The organism is Zobellia nedashkovskayae (assembly GCF_015330125.1).
In the GTDB taxonomy this organism is placed as follows: Bacteria; Bacteroidota; Bacteroidia; order Flavobacteriales; family Flavobacteriaceae; genus Zobellia; species Zobellia nedashkovskayae.
Window position 1 is genome coordinate 1,370,852 of the sequence record NZ_JADDXR010000002.1, and the last position, 19,667, is coordinate 1,390,518.

Genomic DNA, 19,667 nt, shown 5'->3' on the forward strand with positions numbered 1-19,667 from the left:
TTTGACTATACCGAAGGGTACATTTCTTTATAGTATGATTTATATTTCCCTGAGGTTACATTTTTTAACCATGTTTTATTGTTCAAATACCAATCAATTGTTCGTTCTAGCCCTTCTTCAAAAGTTACAGAAGGTTTCCACCCCAATTCTTTATTGATTTTACTAGCATCAATTGCATACCTTAAGTCATGCCCTGGTCTATCTTTTACGTATGAAATTAGTTTTTTTGATGTTCCCACGGGCCGATTTAACTTCTTATCCATAATAGAACATAGAAGCTTAATCAAATCAATATTCTGCCATTCGTTAAAACCTCCAATATTATATGTTTCATGGTTTCTTCCCTTATGGAATACTAAATCTATTGCAAGAGCGTGGTCTTCAACAAAAAGCCAATCTCTTGTGTATTTACCATCCCCATAAACCGGTAATGCCTTGTTTTCTATAATATTATTTATAAATAAAGGAATGAGTTTTTCTGGAAAATGATTTGGTCCATAATTATTGGAGCAATTGGTTATTACATAAGGCATCCCAAAAGTTTCTCCATAAGCCCTAACAAAATGGTCTGAACTTGCCTTAGATGCGGAATAAGGCGAATTTGGATCATAAGAAGTTGTCTCGGTGAATAGTCCTTCTTCTGACAAAGAACCATAAACCTCATCAGTACTTACATGATAAAAACGTTTATCCTTTGCTTTCTTACCCCATAGTGCTTTAGATGCATTCAACAAATTTGCTGTACCTAATACATTTGTTCTAATAAAAGCCAGAGGATCTGTAATTGACCGGTCAACATGTGATTCAGCTGCTAGATGAATAACGGCATCAAAACGATACTTTTTGAACATAGAATCGACAAAATCTGCATCCACAATATCTCCTTTGATAAAATTGTAGTTTGATTCATTCTCTATATCTCTTAGGTTTTCTAAATTCCCAGCATACGTCAGTGCATCTAAGTTATATATAGAATATTCTTTATAACTATTTACAAATCTACGCACCACATGTGACCCTATAAATCCTGCTCCTCCGGTTATTAAAACATTCATATCTACAATTTTCAAATTAAGCCTACCTCTTAAATCCAATCTATAGGAGTTCTTTAGATTTTCTATTTAAATAAGAAAATACTCCTAACAAACAAAAAAAGAAGAGAAAGGTCGCGGGAATGATTACAACACCATTACTAAAAAATTGTGTGGCTATCATCTGTGTTTTACCAAAACTTATGATTTTAATTGGTTCTTGCTGTTCAGACAACTCTATTTCTTTTTTCTCTATCTCCTTAATAAGCCTGCTCTTTAGGGATAATAACCCCGTAATATCCAATCCTTTTTCCCCCTCTATGACCAAGGTACTGTTTTGATTAGTTAGCCTATCTTGTGATAGTTTAATCGAATAACTTTGGACTAATCCGTCAATCTGATCAATCAGCAGTTGGTTTTTAATTATACGTGTCTTCGCATTTTTAAAGTAAACCTCTTTTAACTCATTAAAATAGGGATTAGAATTAATATATTTCATTAATTGTGAAGCAATTTTCTCCCCTTTCTTATGTTTTTTGTGTGAGAATATAATTCGATAAGTCAATACACTTTTTTTCAATATTTCAGATTTGACTACATCGATGACAAAATCATTGTCTTTATAATTTTGTAAGGTTTCAAGATATTTATTGTTCTCCTTTCTCTTTTCTATATCAAGTTCATTATTATCAATCGGTTGAACACTTATAGAAAAACTACTTAAATCTTTTAGGTCTATCCCTATGTTTTTAAAAAACAAGGTGTCCTTAGCCCGAATGTTCGCTTGAATTTCCTCTATTACACTATATAAATAATCATTGCTTTCAAAGTTTGGTTTAACAATAATTTCGTTTTTGAGGCGCTTGTCTATTATAGTATTTAAGAAAAGACCTATTCCAACTCCAATTACAATGAGAACAACCAATTTCCATAAGTTCTTTTTTAAATACAAAAAAATCTTAAGTACGCCATAAAAAAAACGATTGGAAGCCTTCCTTAAAATTTTAAACAACTGCCCCAAATCAATTTCATCTGAGGTATTGGCGTTAGTTGGCTTATTGTCAGACATTAAATTATGAATTAAAAATTTGTTCTAATATTTTCTCAGTAATCAAATATGTTGGCTTTACTCCTGTTGTACCTAGACCACCAGAAGCCAACGTGCTGCCCGTTTCTAATGGATTATCAGAGGCATAATATGCATATCGCACCTTAATATCTTCTCGAACACTCTTGCGTATCTTAGAAGCAGATTGTACTGCTTTTTGATAGTGAACTCCCTCCATTTCCAGACCTACAACGTTCCAAGTAGATTGGTGAAAGAACTTCAATACATCTTTGTTTTGCAAAGATGTTCCTAAAACGGTCACCATAGTGCCTTCAAACACTTTTAATCCATGACCTTTAAAATCTTCTGCACACAATTCGTTCTTAAAAGGGTAATTATCTGCAGTACCTTCAAAAATGTGTGCGGATGGAATCATCAAATCACCTTTACCACCTTCAAGTATACCAGCTTTTCCCATAATAGAAATGGAGGCTACATCTAGGAAAATAGGTTCATCTCCCGCTCCTTTATATGGTTTCAATAATTCATCTATTGTTTCATAAGCTTGTTCACCAAAAGCGTAATCCATAACAAAAATTACAGGCTTATCTTTATCTGCTAAGCCTTTAGGCAATTGATAACAACAAACATCTGAACCCATTTTGGCAGTATCAAACAATTGTACGTCAATATTCGTTCCTGAAAGATCATCTATAGCAATCATTCCATTCTTTGTGGCAACCTTGGTTACTTTTGAACGTAATTCTTCATTCGAAGACGAGCTTAAAGCCTCATATATTTTTAAGGATTCTTTATTGGAAAACTCTTTCTTCAGTGCATTCTTGGCAAAAAGGGTGTTCATCACACTGTGCATATTTGCACTAATAATGTGTATTGGACGGTGTATTAGACCATTTTTCTGTAAAGTTTCCTTTACGATGTCCGCCCAACGCTCTCCATGAATGTGGTGACCAAGACGTTCTCTCAGCAAAGCACTAAAAGTAATTGCCCTTTTTTCACCTGTTATTTCCTCCTCAATAGCCAATTTACCCAACCAATATATTATTTCTAAAAAACGGTCAGGCTGTTCCTTAGTTGCAAAATTCTTGTGAACGGCCATAATTTCGATAAAAGAACGACCCAAAATATTAGCTGTATGAATAACGGCTACCTCTCTCTCTGCTAAAGTTAATTCATCTTTTTGGACAGCATTTTCCAATTTAGCCCAGTCTCGAATAGTCCTATCGGTATCTTCAATTAAAACTCTTTTACAGATTTTTTCAGATTCAATAAACAGGAACGTTAAGTGTGTAAGAATATCATAGATATCCGAACGACCTCGAGTAATTTCGATGTTCATCTGCTCATCATCTATCCGATAACAGTTTCTACGACGTTTTGGCGGTACAATTGGCTTAAAATGAGATTTACTATAGCCCTCATCTGAAGTCAAGTTAATAAAACGGCATTGTTCAATCCCTTTAGGAAGACGCTCTAAAACATAAATAAGCCCACTAAGCTCTGCCTTTTCTTCAGCGATAGAACCGTAAATCTCAGGTCTTAGTTGTAATAATGCGTTTTTTAAAGATTCACCAGATACACCCGTTGGTTTATAAAAACCACGGTTGAACAAATGTCTCATTGTTATATAAAGTCGCTCAATAGCACTAGTAGATTCTTGAGCGCGAGTAGTTGTAGTTGTATTGCTCATAAACAAATTTCAACCAAAATTACGATAAATTTTTCAGTAGTAGCGAATGAGATTTTTCTTGCCTTTTTTATATTATACTACATTAACAGGCAGAAACAAAAAAGACCTCTACAGAGGCCTCTTTATGTGAATATATTATTAGAACTGTTTTATGATCCCTAAAAGAATGTTTTAAAAAATCTTATTTAGTTTATAAACTGAATAATCTTATCTACCATCTTTGAAGCACTACTGCCTTGACCATATAAGTTGATGTTGTAACTAAGAGGCTTCTTCTCTAATTCATCATTGATCTTCGATAAATCTTGAAAAAGGAGAATATTTGCATTGTCCTCAAGCGTCTCTTTCCACTCTGTTTCTTTGCGTATTGTTATACACTTCCTTTTAAGCCAGTATGCTTCTTTCTGCATACCGCCACTATCCGTTATAAGACCTTCGGAATTTTGAAGATAAGCCAAATTAGAAAAGTAAGATTGTGGTTCTATAAAACTAATGTTGATATAATCTTCAAGATTCAAACCATAATAAGAAGCCAGGTTTTTTGTCCTAGGGTGAAGCGAGAAGATGACCTTTTTATCAAGTTGCTCAAGGGTTTCTAAAACGTACGTTAACCTCTCTTTATCATCAGTATTATATGGTCTGTGTATTGTTGCATAGTAAAAGTTTTTTTCTTTTGGGGCGTGGTCTCTCAATAAGTCGTTTTTTGTAACGTATTGAACTAAATCCTTCATTATATCACCTACCTCATATACGCCTTGCTCCACACCCTCGTCTTTAAGGTTTTGCACAGCAATACCACTAGGAACAAATAATAGGTCAGAAATATGATCGGTAAGTACACGATTTACCTCTTCCGGCATTTTTTTATTGAAACTTCGTAAGCCTGCTTCAATATGAAATAAGGGTATATGTAATTTTGATGCAACCAACGCGCCAGCCAGAGTTGAATTAGTATCGCCATAAACCACAACACCGTCAGGTTTTGTCTCTTCTATGATTTTCTCTATTTCGATCATCATTTTACCTGTTTGTTCCCCATGAGGTCCACTTCCAACATGAAGCGTAAAACTTGGCGGACTCATATTGAGCTGAGTGAAAAATATATCACTCATATTCTCATCATAATGCTGCCCAGTATGCACGGTTATAAGCTCTACTTTACCCTTACTTGCTAATTCAAAGGGAAAATGCTTAATAAATTGTGGTCTAGCCCCAATTATAGCTACTATTTTCATGTGATAGTTTTTCTATTTTAGAAGAGGGTGGTAATTACCCTTAAGCCCAATAGGTTTTGAATTTCTAATATCATGGACAATTTCAATTGCTGTTCTGGCCGCATCAAGTCCATAACCCTTTCCTGCAAGAATATCCTTATATACCATAGTATGTAAGTCTGAAAAGCCTCCGCTAAATTCTAACTCTTCATCATTAATTTTAATAGACCTAAAAGTAGTCTGCCCTGCGTCCTTGATTTCTTTAGGTAAGTACTTAGAATTGATTGAGAGAAACCATTTAACCCTTGCATGCTCAAACTCTAAATAGCCCGCAGCATGGTCACTTTCATGAACATGCACTACATTTTCCTGAACATCCCCAAAAATCCATGATAGCATATCATAAAAATGAACTCCAATATTGGTAGCTATTCCCCCAGACTTTTCCGCATCACCCTTCCATGAGGTTTGATACCAATGCCCTCTTGAGGTCAAATATGTAAGGTCTACTTCAAACTTAGTATCTTTCTTTGCTTGCTTTACTTTTTCACGAAGGGCTATTATACTAGGGTGCACTCTTAATTGCAGAACATTATATATTCTTTTACCTGTCTTTTCTTCAACATGTTGTAACTTGTCTACGTTCCACGGATTGAGCACCAATGGTTTTTCGCAAATGGCGTCCGCACCACTTCGTAATGCAAATCTAATATGCGCATCATGTAGATAATTTGGCGAGCAAATACTAACGAAATCAAGGTAAGTTTCTGTCTCGTATTTTAGTTTTTCAATATGACGGTCAAAACGTTCAAATTCCACGAAAAAGTCCGTGTTGGGAAAATAAGAATCAATTATACCAACACTATCCCCTTTATCAAAAGCGGCTATTAAATGGTTGCCGGTGGCCTTGATAGCCTTCATATGTCTGGGCGCAATATAACCTGCTGCTCCAATAAGTGCGAAATTTTTCATCTAAACTGTTTATAGTTTTCGAAACTATATATTCTTTTCATTTTTATCACATGTATTTCGTCGATCCCCCTGATAAAATAGGTAAGACGTCTTTTTGGACAGAGAATCTTCTAATATATTATTCAGAAATACAATATCTTTTTAAGATTTAGGAAGTTTATTTCTAAGGTAGAAAAGTGTTGTAAATCGTAATTTATCTTTAATCCGGTTAAAAGAAGGAAGCACTATTTTAAACGCACAACAATATCATCCTTCAGCTCATACTCTTGACCACTTTCTGGACATAACGCGTAATTTTTTTTATTGAACTCCAAACGATGTCCATACTCACCAACCCAACCTATTTGTCTACCAGGGTTCCCTACAATTAATGCATAATCCGGAACTTCTTTAGTAACAACAGTTCCTGCGCCTACTAAACAAAATTTACCCAACGTGTTACCACAAATAATAGTAGCATTAGCCCCAACTGAAGCGCCTTTTTTTACAAGTGTTTTTTGATAGCTATCACGGCGAATAATTGCACTTCTAGGGTTGACAATATTTGTAAAAACCATTGAAGGACCAAGAAAAACATCATCCTCACAGATAACACCTGTATAAATAGAAACATTATTCTGGACCTTGACATTGTTGCCTAGCACAACTTCTGGTGATACTACTACATTTTGACCAATGTTGCAGTTGTTTCCAATAATACAATTAGACATTATATGTGAAAAATGCCATATTTTGGAATCTTCGCCTATGTTACAACCATCATCTATAATCGCGGTTTTATGAGCAAAAAAATTATCGGAAGACATATTGAAAAGCTTTAGTGTGTTATTTTTAAGCGCCTACATTATTTGTTTTCAAAATTACAATAAACTGGAACTTTGAAAGGACCATAATAAATACCAATAAGTATAAACTATTTTTTAAAAGAAGATAAGCCGTCGGCTACTTTACGATCGTTAGCCAACCTTTGAACTTTATTTTGTCCTCCCAATTTGCCTATAGATTTCATATATGCGTTAAAGCCTCCTTCTGCAATACTAGTCACTTTTAATTTCTGAAGAACTTTTCCGTCAATCAAATCAAAATAATAACTGTTTTGCTTTTGTAGTGAGTTATCTAGAAGCTCTATGAATCTATCCATATCTGACGGTTCCCTTTCAAACTCTACCAACCACTCATGATAGGGTAGTTGATTACTTTCTGGTGTAATCTGTGGAGCAACGGTAAACTCATTTATACTCGCACCAGTTTCTTTTACGGCCAATTGCATTGCCTCTTCTACTTCCTTAGCAATTACATGCTCTCCAAAAGCAGAGATAAAGTGTTTAATACGCCCGGAAACGATGACTTTATAGGGTTTTAAAGAAATAAACTGAATGGTATCTCCTAAATTATATGCCCATAAACCCGCATCTGTAGAGATAATCATTACATAGTTTACGTTAAGCTCTACATCCTTAATTGTTAAGCGCTTTGGATTCTCTTCAAAAAACTCATCCGCCTTCACAAATTCATAAAATATACCAGAATTCAACAAAAGAAGCATTCCCTTATCTGTCTGGGAATCTTGATACGCAAAGAAGCCTTCACTTGCCGGGAACAACTCTATACTGTCTACCTTCCTACCAATTAACCCTTCAAATTTGGCTCGGTAAGGCTCATAATTGACACCTCCGTAGATAAAAAGCTGAAAATTTTTGAATAGGTCCCCAACCTTCTTACTTGACTTATTTTCTAATTTTTCAAAATACATTTGTACCCAAGAAGGTATGCCCGCGATAACGGTCATGTCCTCATTCATTGTCTCATCAACGATGGTGTTAACCTTGGTTTCCCAATCTTCAATACAATTGGTTTCCCAGCTTGGTAATCGATTTTTTTGTAAATAGTTGGGTACATAATGAGCGGATATGCCTGAAAGTCGTCCTAATTTCACACCGTTCTTTTCAGTTAGTTCAGGACTTCCTTGAAGAAAAATCATTCTTCCGGTAACAAAATCCGCATTGCCGGTTTCATCAATATAATTAAGAATGGCATTCCTTGAAGCATTTACTTGGTGCTTTATAGAGGTATCCGTAATTGGAATATACTTTGCACCAGAAGTAGTTCCTGAAGTTTTAGCAAAATACACTGGTTTTCCTGGCCAAAGAATGTCTTCCTTACCAGCCACAACTTCTTCTACATAGGGTTTTAAGGCCTCGTAATCACGTATGGGAACCTTATTTACAAAGTCCTCGTGCGATTTTATTTTGTCAAAACCATGGTCAACACCAAACTTTGTGGCGCTCGCCTTTTTAAGTAATTCACGAAACACTTTCTCCTGTGTAACTACTGGATTATCTCGCCATTTTGCCGTTTGCTTAGCAATACGTTTCGCGAATATTTTGGCTCCTAGTGATTTTATTGACATAGAAAAATCAGGTATCAGTTAAAGTGCAAGTGCGCTTTTTTTCTTTTGAAAGTTAATTGGTTTAAAAGTGCGCCAATTAAAAATCTATGTAATCTAAAGGGTTAACGGCATTACCATTACTCCATAATTCAAAGTGAAGGTGAGGTCCAGTTGTATACTCACCGGTATTACCTACAGATGCAATTACTTCACCCGCCCTAACAACTTCACCCTGTTTTTTGTTCAACGAACCATTGTGTTTGTAAACGCTCAAAAGTCCATCTTTATGTTCTAGAATAATAACATAGCCTGTATCTGCCGTCCATTCGGAAAAAATGACCGTGCCATTTGCAACTGCTTTAATAGGCGTATCCTTAGGCGCGGTAACATCTACTGCATAATGACGTTTTTCAGCATCATAATTATTGGATATTTCCCCGCTCAAAGGAGGAAATAATTCAATTTCAGATGCTGTTGCACTACGCTCAAAAAGATTGTATTTATCCTCTAAAGCAACTTCAGCCCTTAAAAGTGAATCTTCTTTAATGGGAGTTAAATCTACACTAGACGGGTCTATCTTAAATTGTTCTCTTAACGAATCAAGATTGATTTCTTGAGAAGCAACATCACCTCGCAACACCATACGAATGCTTTCTAAATACCTATTGGTATTATTTAATGAGGCAACTAAGGAGTCCGTCTTATAAGTAAGGTCTGTTGCCTGTTTTTTAAGCTTGGTACTTGAGTATCCAGGAATATACTCCCGTAATGGGGTAAAGGCAATAAGTAAAGTTGTTAAGGCAATTAGTCCAATAATACAAAGTGAGCCTGTAACGAAGACGTTAAGACGACTTAATTTAAAAGAGATTTTCTCTTCAAAAGTAGATTCATTGAGAATAACCAAACGATACTTGTGTAGCAGTTTGCGTTTAATTTCTTTTCTCTTTTTGACTTTTTTCGCCATGGAGCAAATATAAAGGATGGAATCGGATTCTTATACCGTTGCTCTAAATTAATGATTCTTCCAAATACGAAGGCAATCCATTCATCACATTTAAGAAAACCAGCCAAATTCTGTTAAAATAATCAGCATGACTTTACATTTAAGGTTAATCAAGTTACTTTTTTAGTATCTTTGAATCTGTTCAAAAAATGAAAATATGACAAGTTTACAAATATTTTTAGCGATAGGCCCATGGCAAATAGGAATCGTTGTTTTAGTGGTTCTTTTATTGTTCGGAGGAAAAAAGATTCCGGAATTGATGCGTGGACTAGGTAGTGGTATCAAAGAATTTAAAGATGCATCTAAGGAAGATGATGCACTAGAAGAGAAAAAAGAATAGGTTTATACCTGATTTTTATAAATTACAACCTCTTGATTTACGTCAAGGGGTTTTTTGTTTTCTACATTAATACCTTATGGTATATTTTATTTGTCAGATTTATCACACAGTTCATTCTTTGATAAGGATTAGATAATTCTTTAGTCCGTTATTCAAACAACACCCTAACAGGCATTCACTTCTATAAATTAGGGTTTCACAACAAAAAGCAGGACATACGTAACCTTCACCCGAAATTTACGTTATCAAAAGATAGTATTAAGGTAAGATATATAGCTATCAGTCCTTCTTACACCTCTATTTTCTATAAAAAACCACAAGCCAAATTTTAAAAATCCGTTGATTTTTTTAAAAACCCAATCATGAAAAAACTAATAACCGCTTTTATTTTTCTTCTATCCCTTGGTAGTTTCGCCCAGGATTTTGAAAATATGGATTCAGAAGAAATTGTAACTACTGCCGAGACGGAAACTGAAACGGTAAGCTTTACACCTGTAGCTACTGAAACCTTCTCAATTACCGAAACATTTGAAGAAGCTGCTAACAGGCATGAAATTCCACACAGGACTTTTAGTGGTATTTCTGGTACTGAGAATGGTTATTATATTATATCAGGAGTTTTTAGTAAAGAAAAAACACTGAACAAAACACTCAAGAAACTACGCAAGAAAGGTTTTGATTCAGCTGGCTATATTGTAAATCCAGAAAATGATCTTAACTATGTTTATTTAGCTTACTATCCTTTTGGCCTAGAAGCAGTAGATGCTTGGGCTTCTAATTTGGATGACACTTATACAGATGACAAATGGATATTAGAAATAGAAGATAGTGTTGCCATAGGAGGAGAGGAAGTTGATTTAAACGAAGAGGCTGAGTCTATTGAAAACGGAATTGCACCATTAGAAGCTGTTACTGAAACTTCTGATTTATCAGAACTAGAGAAAATCGGAGCAGTAGAGGAAGCAATGGAATTCGAAGAAATACAAACGGAAGTTACTACTGCTACTGTTACCAATGTTGTTCCTGAAACAGAAACAATTTTAGAAACAGAAATAGAAGAAGAAATAGAATTAGAGACAAAAGCACCTATAACTAACATTGCAGAAACAGCTGACAAGACCAAGCTTTTACAACGAGCAGATCACTACTTTGATAAAATGTGGTACACTGAGGCTGCTGATCTTTATGAGCAGGCTTTAGAGAAAGGTGGAAAGAATCGTTCAAAAGACGTTATTCAAAAGACGGCAGACTCGTATTACTTCAACACCAATATGGAGAAAGCGTACGAATGGTACAACGTGCTTTATGAAAACTATGGCAAGGAAATGTCATCTGAGAACATATTTAAGTACGCACACTCTTTAAAAGGAACAGGAAAATATGCAAGATCAAAACGCCTTATGCGTCTTTACAACAAAAAAATGAAAGATGTGCCCGCTATCGAATTGGCCAATAATGTCCAAGAGAATGAAACTGCCTTAGACAACATCTTGAATTCCAAAAAAGATTTTGAAATTAAAAACTTAGCGGTCAATACAGAATATTCAGATTTCTCTCCAATGTTCTTAGATTCTAATCAAGTGGTATTTTCATCTGCTAAGGATTCATCATTTTTTAATACCAGACGGTATAAATGGAATGATCAACCTTACTTAGATTTATATGTAGCAAAAGTAAACGAAGAATCTAACGATCTTAAAAACGCACTTAAATTTTCTAAAAAGATAAACACAAAATATCATGAAGCTTCGGTAACTTTTTCTCCGGACAATAGCACCATGTATTTTACACGTAATAATTACGGTAAAAAATTAAAGAGAGATGATAAAGGTATAAACCACCTTAAAATTTATAAATCTACCAAAGTAGATAACGAGTGGACCGAAGCTGTAGAAGTATCCTTTAATAGCGATGATTATTCTACCGGCCACCCAGCATTAAGTCCTGATGGAAAACAACTTTATTTTGTTTCTGATATGCCAGGTAGTTTAGGTAAGACAGATATTTTTGTTGTTGATGTTACAGAAGACGGTAGTTTTACAGAACCTAGAAATTTAGGTCCAACAATAAATACGGAACAGCGAGAAATGTTCCCATTCTTTAACGGAACTAAAATGTATTTTTCTTCTGACGGATTTACCGGCTTAGGTGGTCTTGATGTTTATGAAAGCGCCTATGATGCAGAAGAAGGGTTTGCAGAGGTTAAGAATTTAGGTCAGCCTGTTAACAGTAATAAGGACGATTTTTCATATATTATAAATGAAGAAAACCAACAAGGATATTTTGCTTCTAATAGAGAAGGTGGTAAGGGTGATGATGATATCTACTCTTTCAAACGATTGATGTTGGAAGAAGTTCCTGAAAACAACAATGCTATTGCTGGTGTAGTAACCGAAATGGTGACGGGCGATATAATGCCACAAGCACTAGTACAGCTTTTAGATGAAAACGGAATCAAGCTTAAAGAAATGACCACCGAAGATGACGGAAGCTTTATTTTTGAAGACTTAAACGATTCAACTCAATATACTTTAAAAACAGTTGAACCTAAATTTATAGATAATGAAAGGCTAGTAACAACCACGGTAAACGATACCGTAAAAGTTGATATAGCTATGAAGCGTCTTGAAGAGATGATTGCCATTGAAGATGGGATTAAGAAAATCAAGACTGAAATGATTTACTTCAACTTTGACAAATCATCCATTAGACCGGATGCGGCCAAAGAATTGGATAAGTTAGTTAGTGTGATGAAAGAATTCCCGACTATTGTTATTAAAGTAGAATCGCATACGGATTCGCGTGGAACCAAGTCCTATAACGAGTACTTGTCAGACAAGAGGGCTAAATCTACAAGAGACTATATTATATCTCAAGGAATTGATGCTAACCGTATAGAAAGTGCTACCGGTTACGGAGAAAATAGATTACTTAATGATTGTAATGGCTCATTACCTTGTTCAGAGGCAGATCACTTGCTAAACAGAAGGTCAGAATTTATTATACTAAACATGTAAAATATATAAACCCCATATCTAAAAACCGCTGCCTTAATCGCAGCGGTTTTTTTGTGTCTAAACTATAGGCAAGTACCTCGCCATTCGATTCTTATTAATATGCTCAGGTTTAATAACCAGGGTAGTGATGAATTACCAGAAACAGCCTAGAGTACTATTGCCCAAATTCATTTCTAACCTAGGGAAGAGAATATTACAGTTGGTATAAAATGGTTATTGAACAGTCTATTAGCCTAAAGTCGTATCGCAAGTTCTAAAATAATTATACAAGAGAATTCCTATATCCTCAGTGATTTCATTTAATTGCTTCTAGATATAGACCATTTTACCCAGTGTAAGGAGTATTTTAAACGCTTCTCTTGAACTCGTCCTACTTTGTAGGGCTATTTTAGCAGTAATAACTTAAAGAACTGTTACATGTCTCACATTCGCATAACTTATGAGAAGTAGTTAAAACTAAAGACGCCCATCTCTATGAGATGGGCGTCTTTATTATAGAATTAAGGTATTTTATTTCTTAGCTGCAGGTTCTTCGAATCGCAATGTCTTCATTATTGCCTCTAATTGAAACAAATCGTCTCTCTTTTGGGTTGCTGGTGCAAACACAAAGCCTTCCAGTACTAACTTTCTATTATGTTCCTTATCATTCAATATGTAGGTAAGGAAAGGACCTGCCATTGGATAGTTCTTAATATCCCAAAGGCCTCTAACCTCAACTCCTTTTAAACCGGCAATTTCTACAGGATAAACATACGGCGCAAATGCAGGTTCTGTGTGCATATGGGTTATCTTTCCAGTAACATCCGGACCAGGAATGTATTTAGCACCTATAGAATCGCGCATAGCTACAATATCCTTTACCAAGGTAGAATCATTTTTAAAACTGTCCTCAGGCATCTGATAAACGATTATATTGGCGGTGCCTTTCTGAATTTCACGGTCAATCCAAACAAAATTGTCTTCTTGCTTACTTACATTGTATATAGAAGGCACTTTTAAAGAAATACCAAACTTCTCCTGTAAGACAGTTTCTTTATTCAATGAACGATTAAAACGTATTTGGACCGCTTCAATTTCCATGTCTTTAAAAGAAGCTATGATCTCGTCTGCTTTTGCATCAATATTTTCAATAAGTTCCTCTTTTGTAGTCCCTTTAATAACACCAACACGTTGCGGTGTAGCGTACATATCGCTCTTAATGTGTGCTAGATTTAAAGAATCTTGCTCAACATAGAGAATAGACCTCGTATTTCTGATGGTACCCGTAAAAAACTTAGGTGCTAATTGTTCCATGGTGAACAAAGGCTCATCCATAGGCATGCCTACTACAGGGGCTGCAAAATGACTTCTGAGACTATCGCCCACACTACTGTTCCAAAGTTCGTTATCCATAATCACAACTACCGAATTAATAGCTCCAATAGAAGAGGGGAGGTAGTTAGTCTTCTTAGAGTCTTTACAGGATAAAAGTGCTAGGGAAAATAGTAAAATTAGTGTTCCAGCTTGTTTCATTTTGGTTTTGATTTACGATGAGCATTCGCACAATTTCAATTTTGTGCCCGGTTTCAGATTCTTACCGCTAATACCGTTCCATTTTCGTAAATTATCTACAGAAATTCCAGGATATTTTCTTGAAATCGTCCAAAGAGAGTCTCCACTGCGTACTGTATGGGTCTTCGTACCCGGCGCAAAATTTTTGGAAGAAGTTGATGAACTTGATGAAGCAACTGCCGCTCCAGAAGTTTTTCTAGGAAAAATAGTAAGACGCTGTCCAATTCTTAAATTGTTACTACGCAAACCGTTCCATTGTTTTATTTGACTTACCCTAACTCCATAACGTTCGGCAATTTTACCAAGAAAATCCCCATTGCGTACTTTGTACCTAATTCTATTCTGCTCAGATTGTTTTACCAATTGCGGTAAAGGACCTTCCTTACTTTCTATTTCTTTCTTAACATGGTCATAGATTGCCCCTTCATTATGAACAAAGCTTCCAACGGCGTGTTTTGGTAAACGTAAGGCATTGTTCTTTCCGTCTATATAAGGAATCACATAAAGCTTGTATGACGGGTTTAGAACTTTTAATTCCTCTTTACCAACACCTGTAAGCTCAGAAACCTGGTCAAAGGTAATAAGACCTTTAACGTGCACGGTATCTGTTTCAAAATAAGGTCTTTCTATTTTTTTTCCTCTTAAGCCATGCTCCTCGGCATATTCAAAAAGATACATTGTAGCCAAAAATGCGGGAACATAACCTGCAGTTTCTCTAGGTAAATAGCGGCGAATATTCCAATAGTTTTTATAACCCCCTGATCTTCTAATAGCCTTGTTTACATTACCTGGGCCAGAATTATAGGCAGCAAGTGCCAAATCCCAATCGCCATAAATATCATAAAGCTTAGCCAAGAACTGACAAGCGGCAACAGTCGATTTTAAAGGGTCACTACGTTCATCTACATAACTGCTTACATCTAGCTTGTATTGCTTACCCGTAGGATACATGAACTGCCAAAGACCGGTAGCTCCCACTTGAGATCGGGCGCGAGGGTTCAATGCCGATTCTACAATAGAAAGATATTTCATTTCTAAAGGAATATCATAGTTGTCCAATTCTTGCTCAAACATTGGAAAATAGAATTGGCTCGTTGTCAACATACGCTCCATAAGATCTCTCTTTCTAAAAAGGAACGACTTAATAACGTTCTCCAAAGAAGGGTTGTAAGCTATGTTGAAAGGTGTTTTTTGATTCAACCTCTCCAAACGGGCCTTAAGGGTGTCCGTAGGGAGGGAAGTAGGGTAGGTCTTATCGTAATCTAATTTCTCAATCTCACGAAACATTTCATCAGATAGCGATGCATTCGCGTAAAGCTCCTTCATCCAAAGACTATCATATTTGGCAGCTTCAGGTAAATCTTTAAGCCGGACTGTTAAGTCCAGGCTATCTTTTTTAAGGGCAATGGGGCTGTCATTAATATGCGTACTGTCCAGAGCCATTTTCTCCATCTGATCAATACCCTTTAAATCCATTGCCAAGGTATCCGCGACAATTTCATCTGTTGGGTTCTGAGAAATTACAACAGAATCTTTTTCTTGTTCTTGGGCCACCAAAGGCAGGGACAAAACAAGACTTGAAAATACCGTAAGGAAACGTTTTCTATTTTTTATCATCTAAAGTGCTTATGTAGCGATGCGGGTAGTTCTTATAAATATAGGGTTACAGCGAACTGTAACCCTACTAAAATCGTACTTTTTTTCTGAAAAATAAAATTTTTATTCAATTAAACGTTACGCGCCGTTTATCGATAACGCCTTTGTTAGCCGATTATTGCAGCGATACCCGGTAAGGTTTTACCCTCTAAACTTTCTAACATAGCACCTCCGCCTGTAGAAACATAACTTACCTTGTCTGCAAAACCGAATTGTTTAACAGCTGCAACCGAATCACCACCACCAACAAGCGAAAATGCTCCACCTTGCGTAGCTTCATCAATATAATTACCCAAAGCAATAGTTCCTTTTGCAAAACTTTCCATTTCAAAAACACCAATAGGACCGTTCCATAGGATAGTTTTTGATTTTAAGATAACCTCTTTAAAAATTGCCAACGTTTTTGGACCTGCATCCAAACCTTGCCATCCGTCAGGAATTTTATCTACATCTACAATTTGTGTATTGGCGTCATTAGAAAAATCATTTGCCGCTAAAACATCCACGGGAATATGTACTTGAACATTCTTCTCTTTGGCTTTTTTCAAAATATCCATAGCCAAATCCATCTTGTCATCCTCACAGATAGAGTCACCTACTTTACCTCCTTGTGCTTTAATAAAGGTATAGGTCATACCACCACCAATAATTAAGTGATCTACCTTATCTAGTATATTTTCTATAATGGTGATTTTTGAAGAAACTTTAGCTCCTCCTAAAATTGCCAAAACTGGTTTCTCTCCCGTTTGCATCACCTTATCTATAGCTTCAATTTCTTTAGCCATAAGCAGACCAAAACATCTTGCTTCTGGAAAGAACTTGGCTATAATAGTTGTTGAAGCATGAGCTCTATGTGCTGTACCAAAAGCATCATTAACATAAATATCACCTAGTTTTGAAAGTTGTTCCGCAAAGGCTTCATCACCCTTTTCTTCTTCAGCGTGGAACCTAAGGTTTTCTAATAAAAGTATTTCACCTGGCTGAAGTTCAGCAACCGCTTTTTCAGCAGCCTCACCAACACAATTAGAAACAAATTTTACGGTAACACCAATAACATCTGAAACTTTGCTGCAAATATGTTGCAAAGATAAATCTGGATTTACCTGTCCTTTTGGTCTTCCCAAGTGGCTCATCAAAACAGCACTGCCGCCATCTTCAAGTACTTTTATAATTGTTGGCTTGGCCGCTTCTATACGGTTAGCATCAACTACTTTGAAATTCTCATCTAACGGAACGTTGAAATCAACGCGAATGAGAGCTTTCTTATTTTCAAAATTAAAGTCGTTTACAGTTTTCATGTTATGCGGTTTTAGCGAGTGGCAAATGTAATAAAAAGGATGTTAGACTGGAAGTCCAAAATCATTAGACTATAGATATTAACCATATTTAAGAAGTTGCCCCCAGAAGATCTTATATATTAAAAAAGTTATCTTTGGACCATGCTGTTCAATGACATTTTAGGGCTATCCCATATCAAGAACCATTTGGCCACCAGTGCTAATGCTGGCAGAGTTCCTCATGCCCAATTATTTGTAGGGCCTGAAGGTTCAGGCACCCTTCCTATGGCAATTGCTTACGCCCAATATCTTATTTGCCAAAATAATAATGGGGAAAACAATGGAGAGAACCAAAGCTGTAATTTAAAGTTCGATTCTCTTTCACATCCTGATATGCATTTTGCTTTTCCTGTTGCCAATTCCGACAAGATAAAAAGCCACGCTGTTAGCAACCATTATATGGAAGAATGGCGACAATTTGTAAAAGAGCAACCATACGGCAACCTTTTTGATTGGTACCGTTTAATTGGTATTGAAAAGAAACAGGGCCAAATAGGTGTTGATGAAGCCCAGGACGTAGTTAGAAAACTAGTCTTAAAATCATACGAAGGTGGTTACAAGGTGATGCTGATTTGGATGGCGGAAAAAATGAATACCGCTGCCGCCAATAAACTTTTAAAACTCATAGAGGAGCCACCTAACAAAACAGTCTTTATTCTCATAACAGAAGACGAGGAACAAATTATTCAGACCATTCGTTCTCGTTGTCAAGTTTTACACTTCCCGCCTCTTGCGGAAGAAGCCATGGCCAATGCCCTTGTAGAAAAAGGTGCTTTAAGGGAAGAAGCGCTGCGAATTGCTCACGAAGCAAACGGAAACTTTAACAAGGCGTTAGATTTAATGAACGAGGATTCTGAAGATCTGATCTTTGAAAAATGGTTCGTACAATGGGTCCGAAGTGCTTTTAAGGCAAAGGGCAACAAAAGTGCCATTCAAGATCTTATTATGTGGAGTGACGAAGTAGCAAAGACCGGTCGTGAAACACAAAAGAAATTTCTACATTATTGTATAGCAGTAATGCGCCAAGCAATGCTCATTAATTTTAATGCAAGAGAGCTTGCTTTTATGCGCATACATGCCGATGGTTTTAGCTTGGATAAATTTGCGCCTTTTGTTCATGAAAATAATATTGTGACTATTGTAAAGGAACTTGAGGATGCTATTTACCACGTGGAACGAAATGGCAATTCTAAGATTATACTTACCGATTTATCTATAAAGTTAACACGTCTTTTGCACAGAAAATCTGCCTAGTCTACACTATACTACCATTTTTTTTTGGTAACTTAATGGTGCCCAACCACTAAACCAAACGACTATGGATGCTTTTCTCCACTCTGCTACCGAGCTATTGATCTTAATATTTTTGATTATTGTCTTTATGCAAAGTGGTATTGATAAAGTATTCAATTGGAAAGAAAACCTTTCCTGGCTCAAAGAACATTTTTCAGAAACTCCTTTAGAAAATTTAGTTCCGCTACTATTGGCTACATTACTCCTAATTGAAACTGCATCTGGAATTTTATGCGCTATAGGACTATACCAAATAATAATCCTGGGAGAGAGTAGCATTGCGCTTTATGGAAGTATACTATCTTGTATTTCTTTGTTAATGCTTATGTTTGGCCAACGTATGGCCAAAGACTATGAAGGAGCAAAAACCATTGCTGTCTATTTTATTCCGGCTATACTTTTGGTCTATATTCTTCAGACATAAAAAAAGCGTCTACAGATAAAATCTGTAGACGCTTTTTTAATAAGTGTAATTGGTAATTACTTCTTGTAACTATCGTTCAAAAGTTTTACGATTTCAGCAGTTAAGTCATTGGCTTCTGCACCATATAAGACACTACCGCCATCACCACCACCAAGGATATAAGAATAGCCTTTAGACTTACCGTATGCTTTTACTTCTTTTTTTACTTTACCGATAATGCTATCCATTTCTGTTTGGCCTATCAATTGAAGTTGTTGGTCTTCTTGTTGTAATTGCTGACCGATCATTTGACCTCTCTGTTGCATAGCTGCATATTGTTCCTGAGCTTTTTGCTGAGGCAACTTCTGAGCTTGCGCTTGAAAAGCTTGTGCTTCCATTTGAAAAGCTTGCGTAATACTGTCTCTCTTTTTTGTAAGAGCATCAGCCTTTACTTTAAAAGCAGCTTCAACATCAATCTTCTCTTGATATTCTTCCATCAACTTTACATTATCTACAAATCCAATTTTTTCTTGTTGACAAGAAACTGCTACCAACATTAAAAATACCACTACTACGTTTTTCATAATTCAATTTATTTTAATCTTCTTTTTACTCTTCGCTAATTAATATTAAAATCTGTCCTACTTAAATTCAGAAGAATTTAATTTTCGAGTTGCGCAAAAATAGAAAAGCTTTTCTAAT

16 protein-coding genes are annotated in these 19,667 nt (G+C 35.9%); 4 read left to right on the forward strand and 12 right to left on the reverse strand.

Annotated features, from left to right (window positions below; genetic code table 11):
- Positions 1 to 5: 5 nt before the first annotated feature.
- The 8 genes from rfbB to IWB64_RS05960 all read right to left on the reverse strand — a co-directional run bounded on the left by rfbB (position 6) and on the right by IWB64_RS05960 (position 9,329).
- Positions 6 to 1,055 carry a dTDP-glucose 4,6-dehydratase gene (rfbB, locus tag IWB64_RS05925; protein WP_194533129.1) on the reverse strand — a complete coding sequence of 350 codons (1,050 nt, stop codon included), beginning with the start codon at positions 1,053 to 1,055 and terminating at the stop codon, positions 6 to 8.
- A gap of 40 nt (positions 1,056 to 1,095) precedes the next feature.
- Entirely contained in the window at positions 1,096 to 2,100 is a 1,005-nt protein-coding gene (locus tag IWB64_RS05930) for a hypothetical protein (RefSeq protein WP_194533130.1), read from the reverse strand.
- Positions 2,101 to 2,104: 4 nt separating this feature from the next.
- A complete protein-coding gene (locus IWB64_RS05935; protein ID WP_194533131.1) occupies positions 2,105 to 3,790 on the reverse strand; it encodes a DUF6909 family protein in 1,686 nt (561 codons plus the stop codon).
- A 185-nt stretch (positions 3,791 to 3,975) separates the two neighbouring features.
- Positions 3,976 to 5,025 carry a non-hydrolyzing UDP-N-acetylglucosamine 2-epimerase gene (gene wecB / locus IWB64_RS05940; RefSeq protein ID WP_194533132.1) on the reverse strand — a complete coding sequence of 350 codons (1,050 nt, stop codon included), beginning with the start codon at positions 5,023 to 5,025 and terminating at the stop codon, positions 3,976 to 3,978.
- Positions 5,026 to 5,037: 12 nt separating this feature from the next.
- Entirely contained in the window at positions 5,038 to 5,976 is a 939-nt protein-coding gene (locus IWB64_RS05945) for a Gfo/Idh/MocA family protein (protein ID WP_194533133.1), read from the reverse strand.
- 224 nt (positions 5,977 to 6,200) lie between these two features.
- On the reverse strand, positions 6,201 to 6,782 hold the full coding sequence (locus IWB64_RS05950; RefSeq protein ID WP_194533134.1) for an acyltransferase: 582 nt from the start codon (positions 6,780 to 6,782) through the stop codon (positions 6,201 to 6,203).
- Between the two features lie 107 nt (positions 6,783 to 6,889).
- Entirely contained in the window at positions 6,890 to 8,386 is a 1,497-nt protein-coding gene (locus IWB64_RS05955) for a GH3 family domain-containing protein (RefSeq protein ID WP_194533135.1), read from the reverse strand.
- A gap of 76 nt (positions 8,387 to 8,462) precedes the next feature.
- Positions 8,463 to 9,329, reverse strand: a complete 867-nt coding sequence (locus tag IWB64_RS05960) for a M23 family metallopeptidase (protein WP_194533136.1) — start codon at positions 9,327 to 9,329, stop codon at positions 8,463 to 8,465.
- 196 nt (positions 9,330 to 9,525) lie between these two features.
- Between IWB64_RS05960 and tatA the strand changes: the two genes are divergently transcribed.
- The gene (tatA, locus tag IWB64_RS05965) at positions 9,526 to 9,708 is read left to right on the forward strand and encodes a twin-arginine translocase TatA/TatE family subunit (protein ID WP_155595309.1); all 183 of its coding nucleotides are present in this window, start codon (positions 9,526 to 9,528) and stop codon (positions 9,706 to 9,708) included.
- A gap of 362 nt (positions 9,709 to 10,070) precedes the next feature.
- Positions 10,071 to 12,725 carry an OmpA family protein gene (locus IWB64_RS05970; protein ID WP_226975819.1) on the forward strand — a complete coding sequence of 885 codons (2,655 nt, stop codon included), beginning with the start codon at positions 10,071 to 10,073 and terminating at the stop codon, positions 12,723 to 12,725.
- A gap of 510 nt (positions 12,726 to 13,235) precedes the next feature.
- Here IWB64_RS05970 and IWB64_RS05975 read toward each other — a convergent pair.
- The 3 genes from IWB64_RS05975 to IWB64_RS05985 all read right to left on the reverse strand — a co-directional run bounded on the left by IWB64_RS05975 (position 13,236) and on the right by IWB64_RS05985 (position 17,230).
- Positions 13,236 to 14,237 carry a DUF4837 family protein gene (locus tag IWB64_RS05975; RefSeq protein ID WP_194533137.1) on the reverse strand — a complete coding sequence of 334 codons (1,002 nt, stop codon included), beginning with the start codon at positions 14,235 to 14,237 and terminating at the stop codon, positions 13,236 to 13,238.
- 12 nt (positions 14,238 to 14,249) lie between these two features.
- The gene (locus tag IWB64_RS05980) at positions 14,250 to 15,893 is read right to left on the reverse strand and encodes a lytic transglycosylase domain-containing protein (protein ID WP_194533138.1); all 1,644 of its coding nucleotides are present in this window, start codon (positions 15,891 to 15,893) and stop codon (positions 14,250 to 14,252) included.
- A gap of 146 nt (positions 15,894 to 16,039) precedes the next feature.
- Positions 16,040 to 17,230, reverse strand: coding sequence for a phosphoglycerate kinase (locus IWB64_RS05985; protein ID WP_194533139.1), 1,191 nt, complete (start codon positions 17,228 to 17,230; stop codon positions 16,040 to 16,042).
- Positions 17,231 to 17,371: 141 nt separating this feature from the next.
- Here IWB64_RS05985 and holB point away from each other — a divergent pair, with 141 nt between their 5' ends.
- Together holB and IWB64_RS05995 are read left to right on the forward strand one after the other, a co-directional pair.
- On the forward strand, positions 17,372 to 18,523 hold the full coding sequence (gene holB, locus IWB64_RS05990; protein WP_194533140.1) for a DNA polymerase III subunit delta': 1,152 nt from the start codon (positions 17,372 to 17,374) through the stop codon (positions 18,521 to 18,523).
- Between the two features lie 64 nt (positions 18,524 to 18,587).
- Complete coding sequence (locus tag IWB64_RS05995; RefSeq protein ID WP_194533141.1) at positions 18,588 to 18,986, forward strand: DoxX family protein; 399 nt, start codon at positions 18,588 to 18,590, stop codon at positions 18,984 to 18,986.
- A 56-nt stretch (positions 18,987 to 19,042) separates the two neighbouring features.
- Here IWB64_RS05995 and IWB64_RS06000 read toward each other — a convergent pair whose 3' ends face one another.
- Complete coding sequence (locus IWB64_RS06000) at positions 19,043 to 19,549, reverse strand: OmpH family outer membrane protein (protein WP_194533142.1); 507 nt, start codon at positions 19,547 to 19,549, stop codon at positions 19,043 to 19,045.
- Between the last annotated feature and the right edge of the window lie 118 nt (positions 19,550 to 19,667).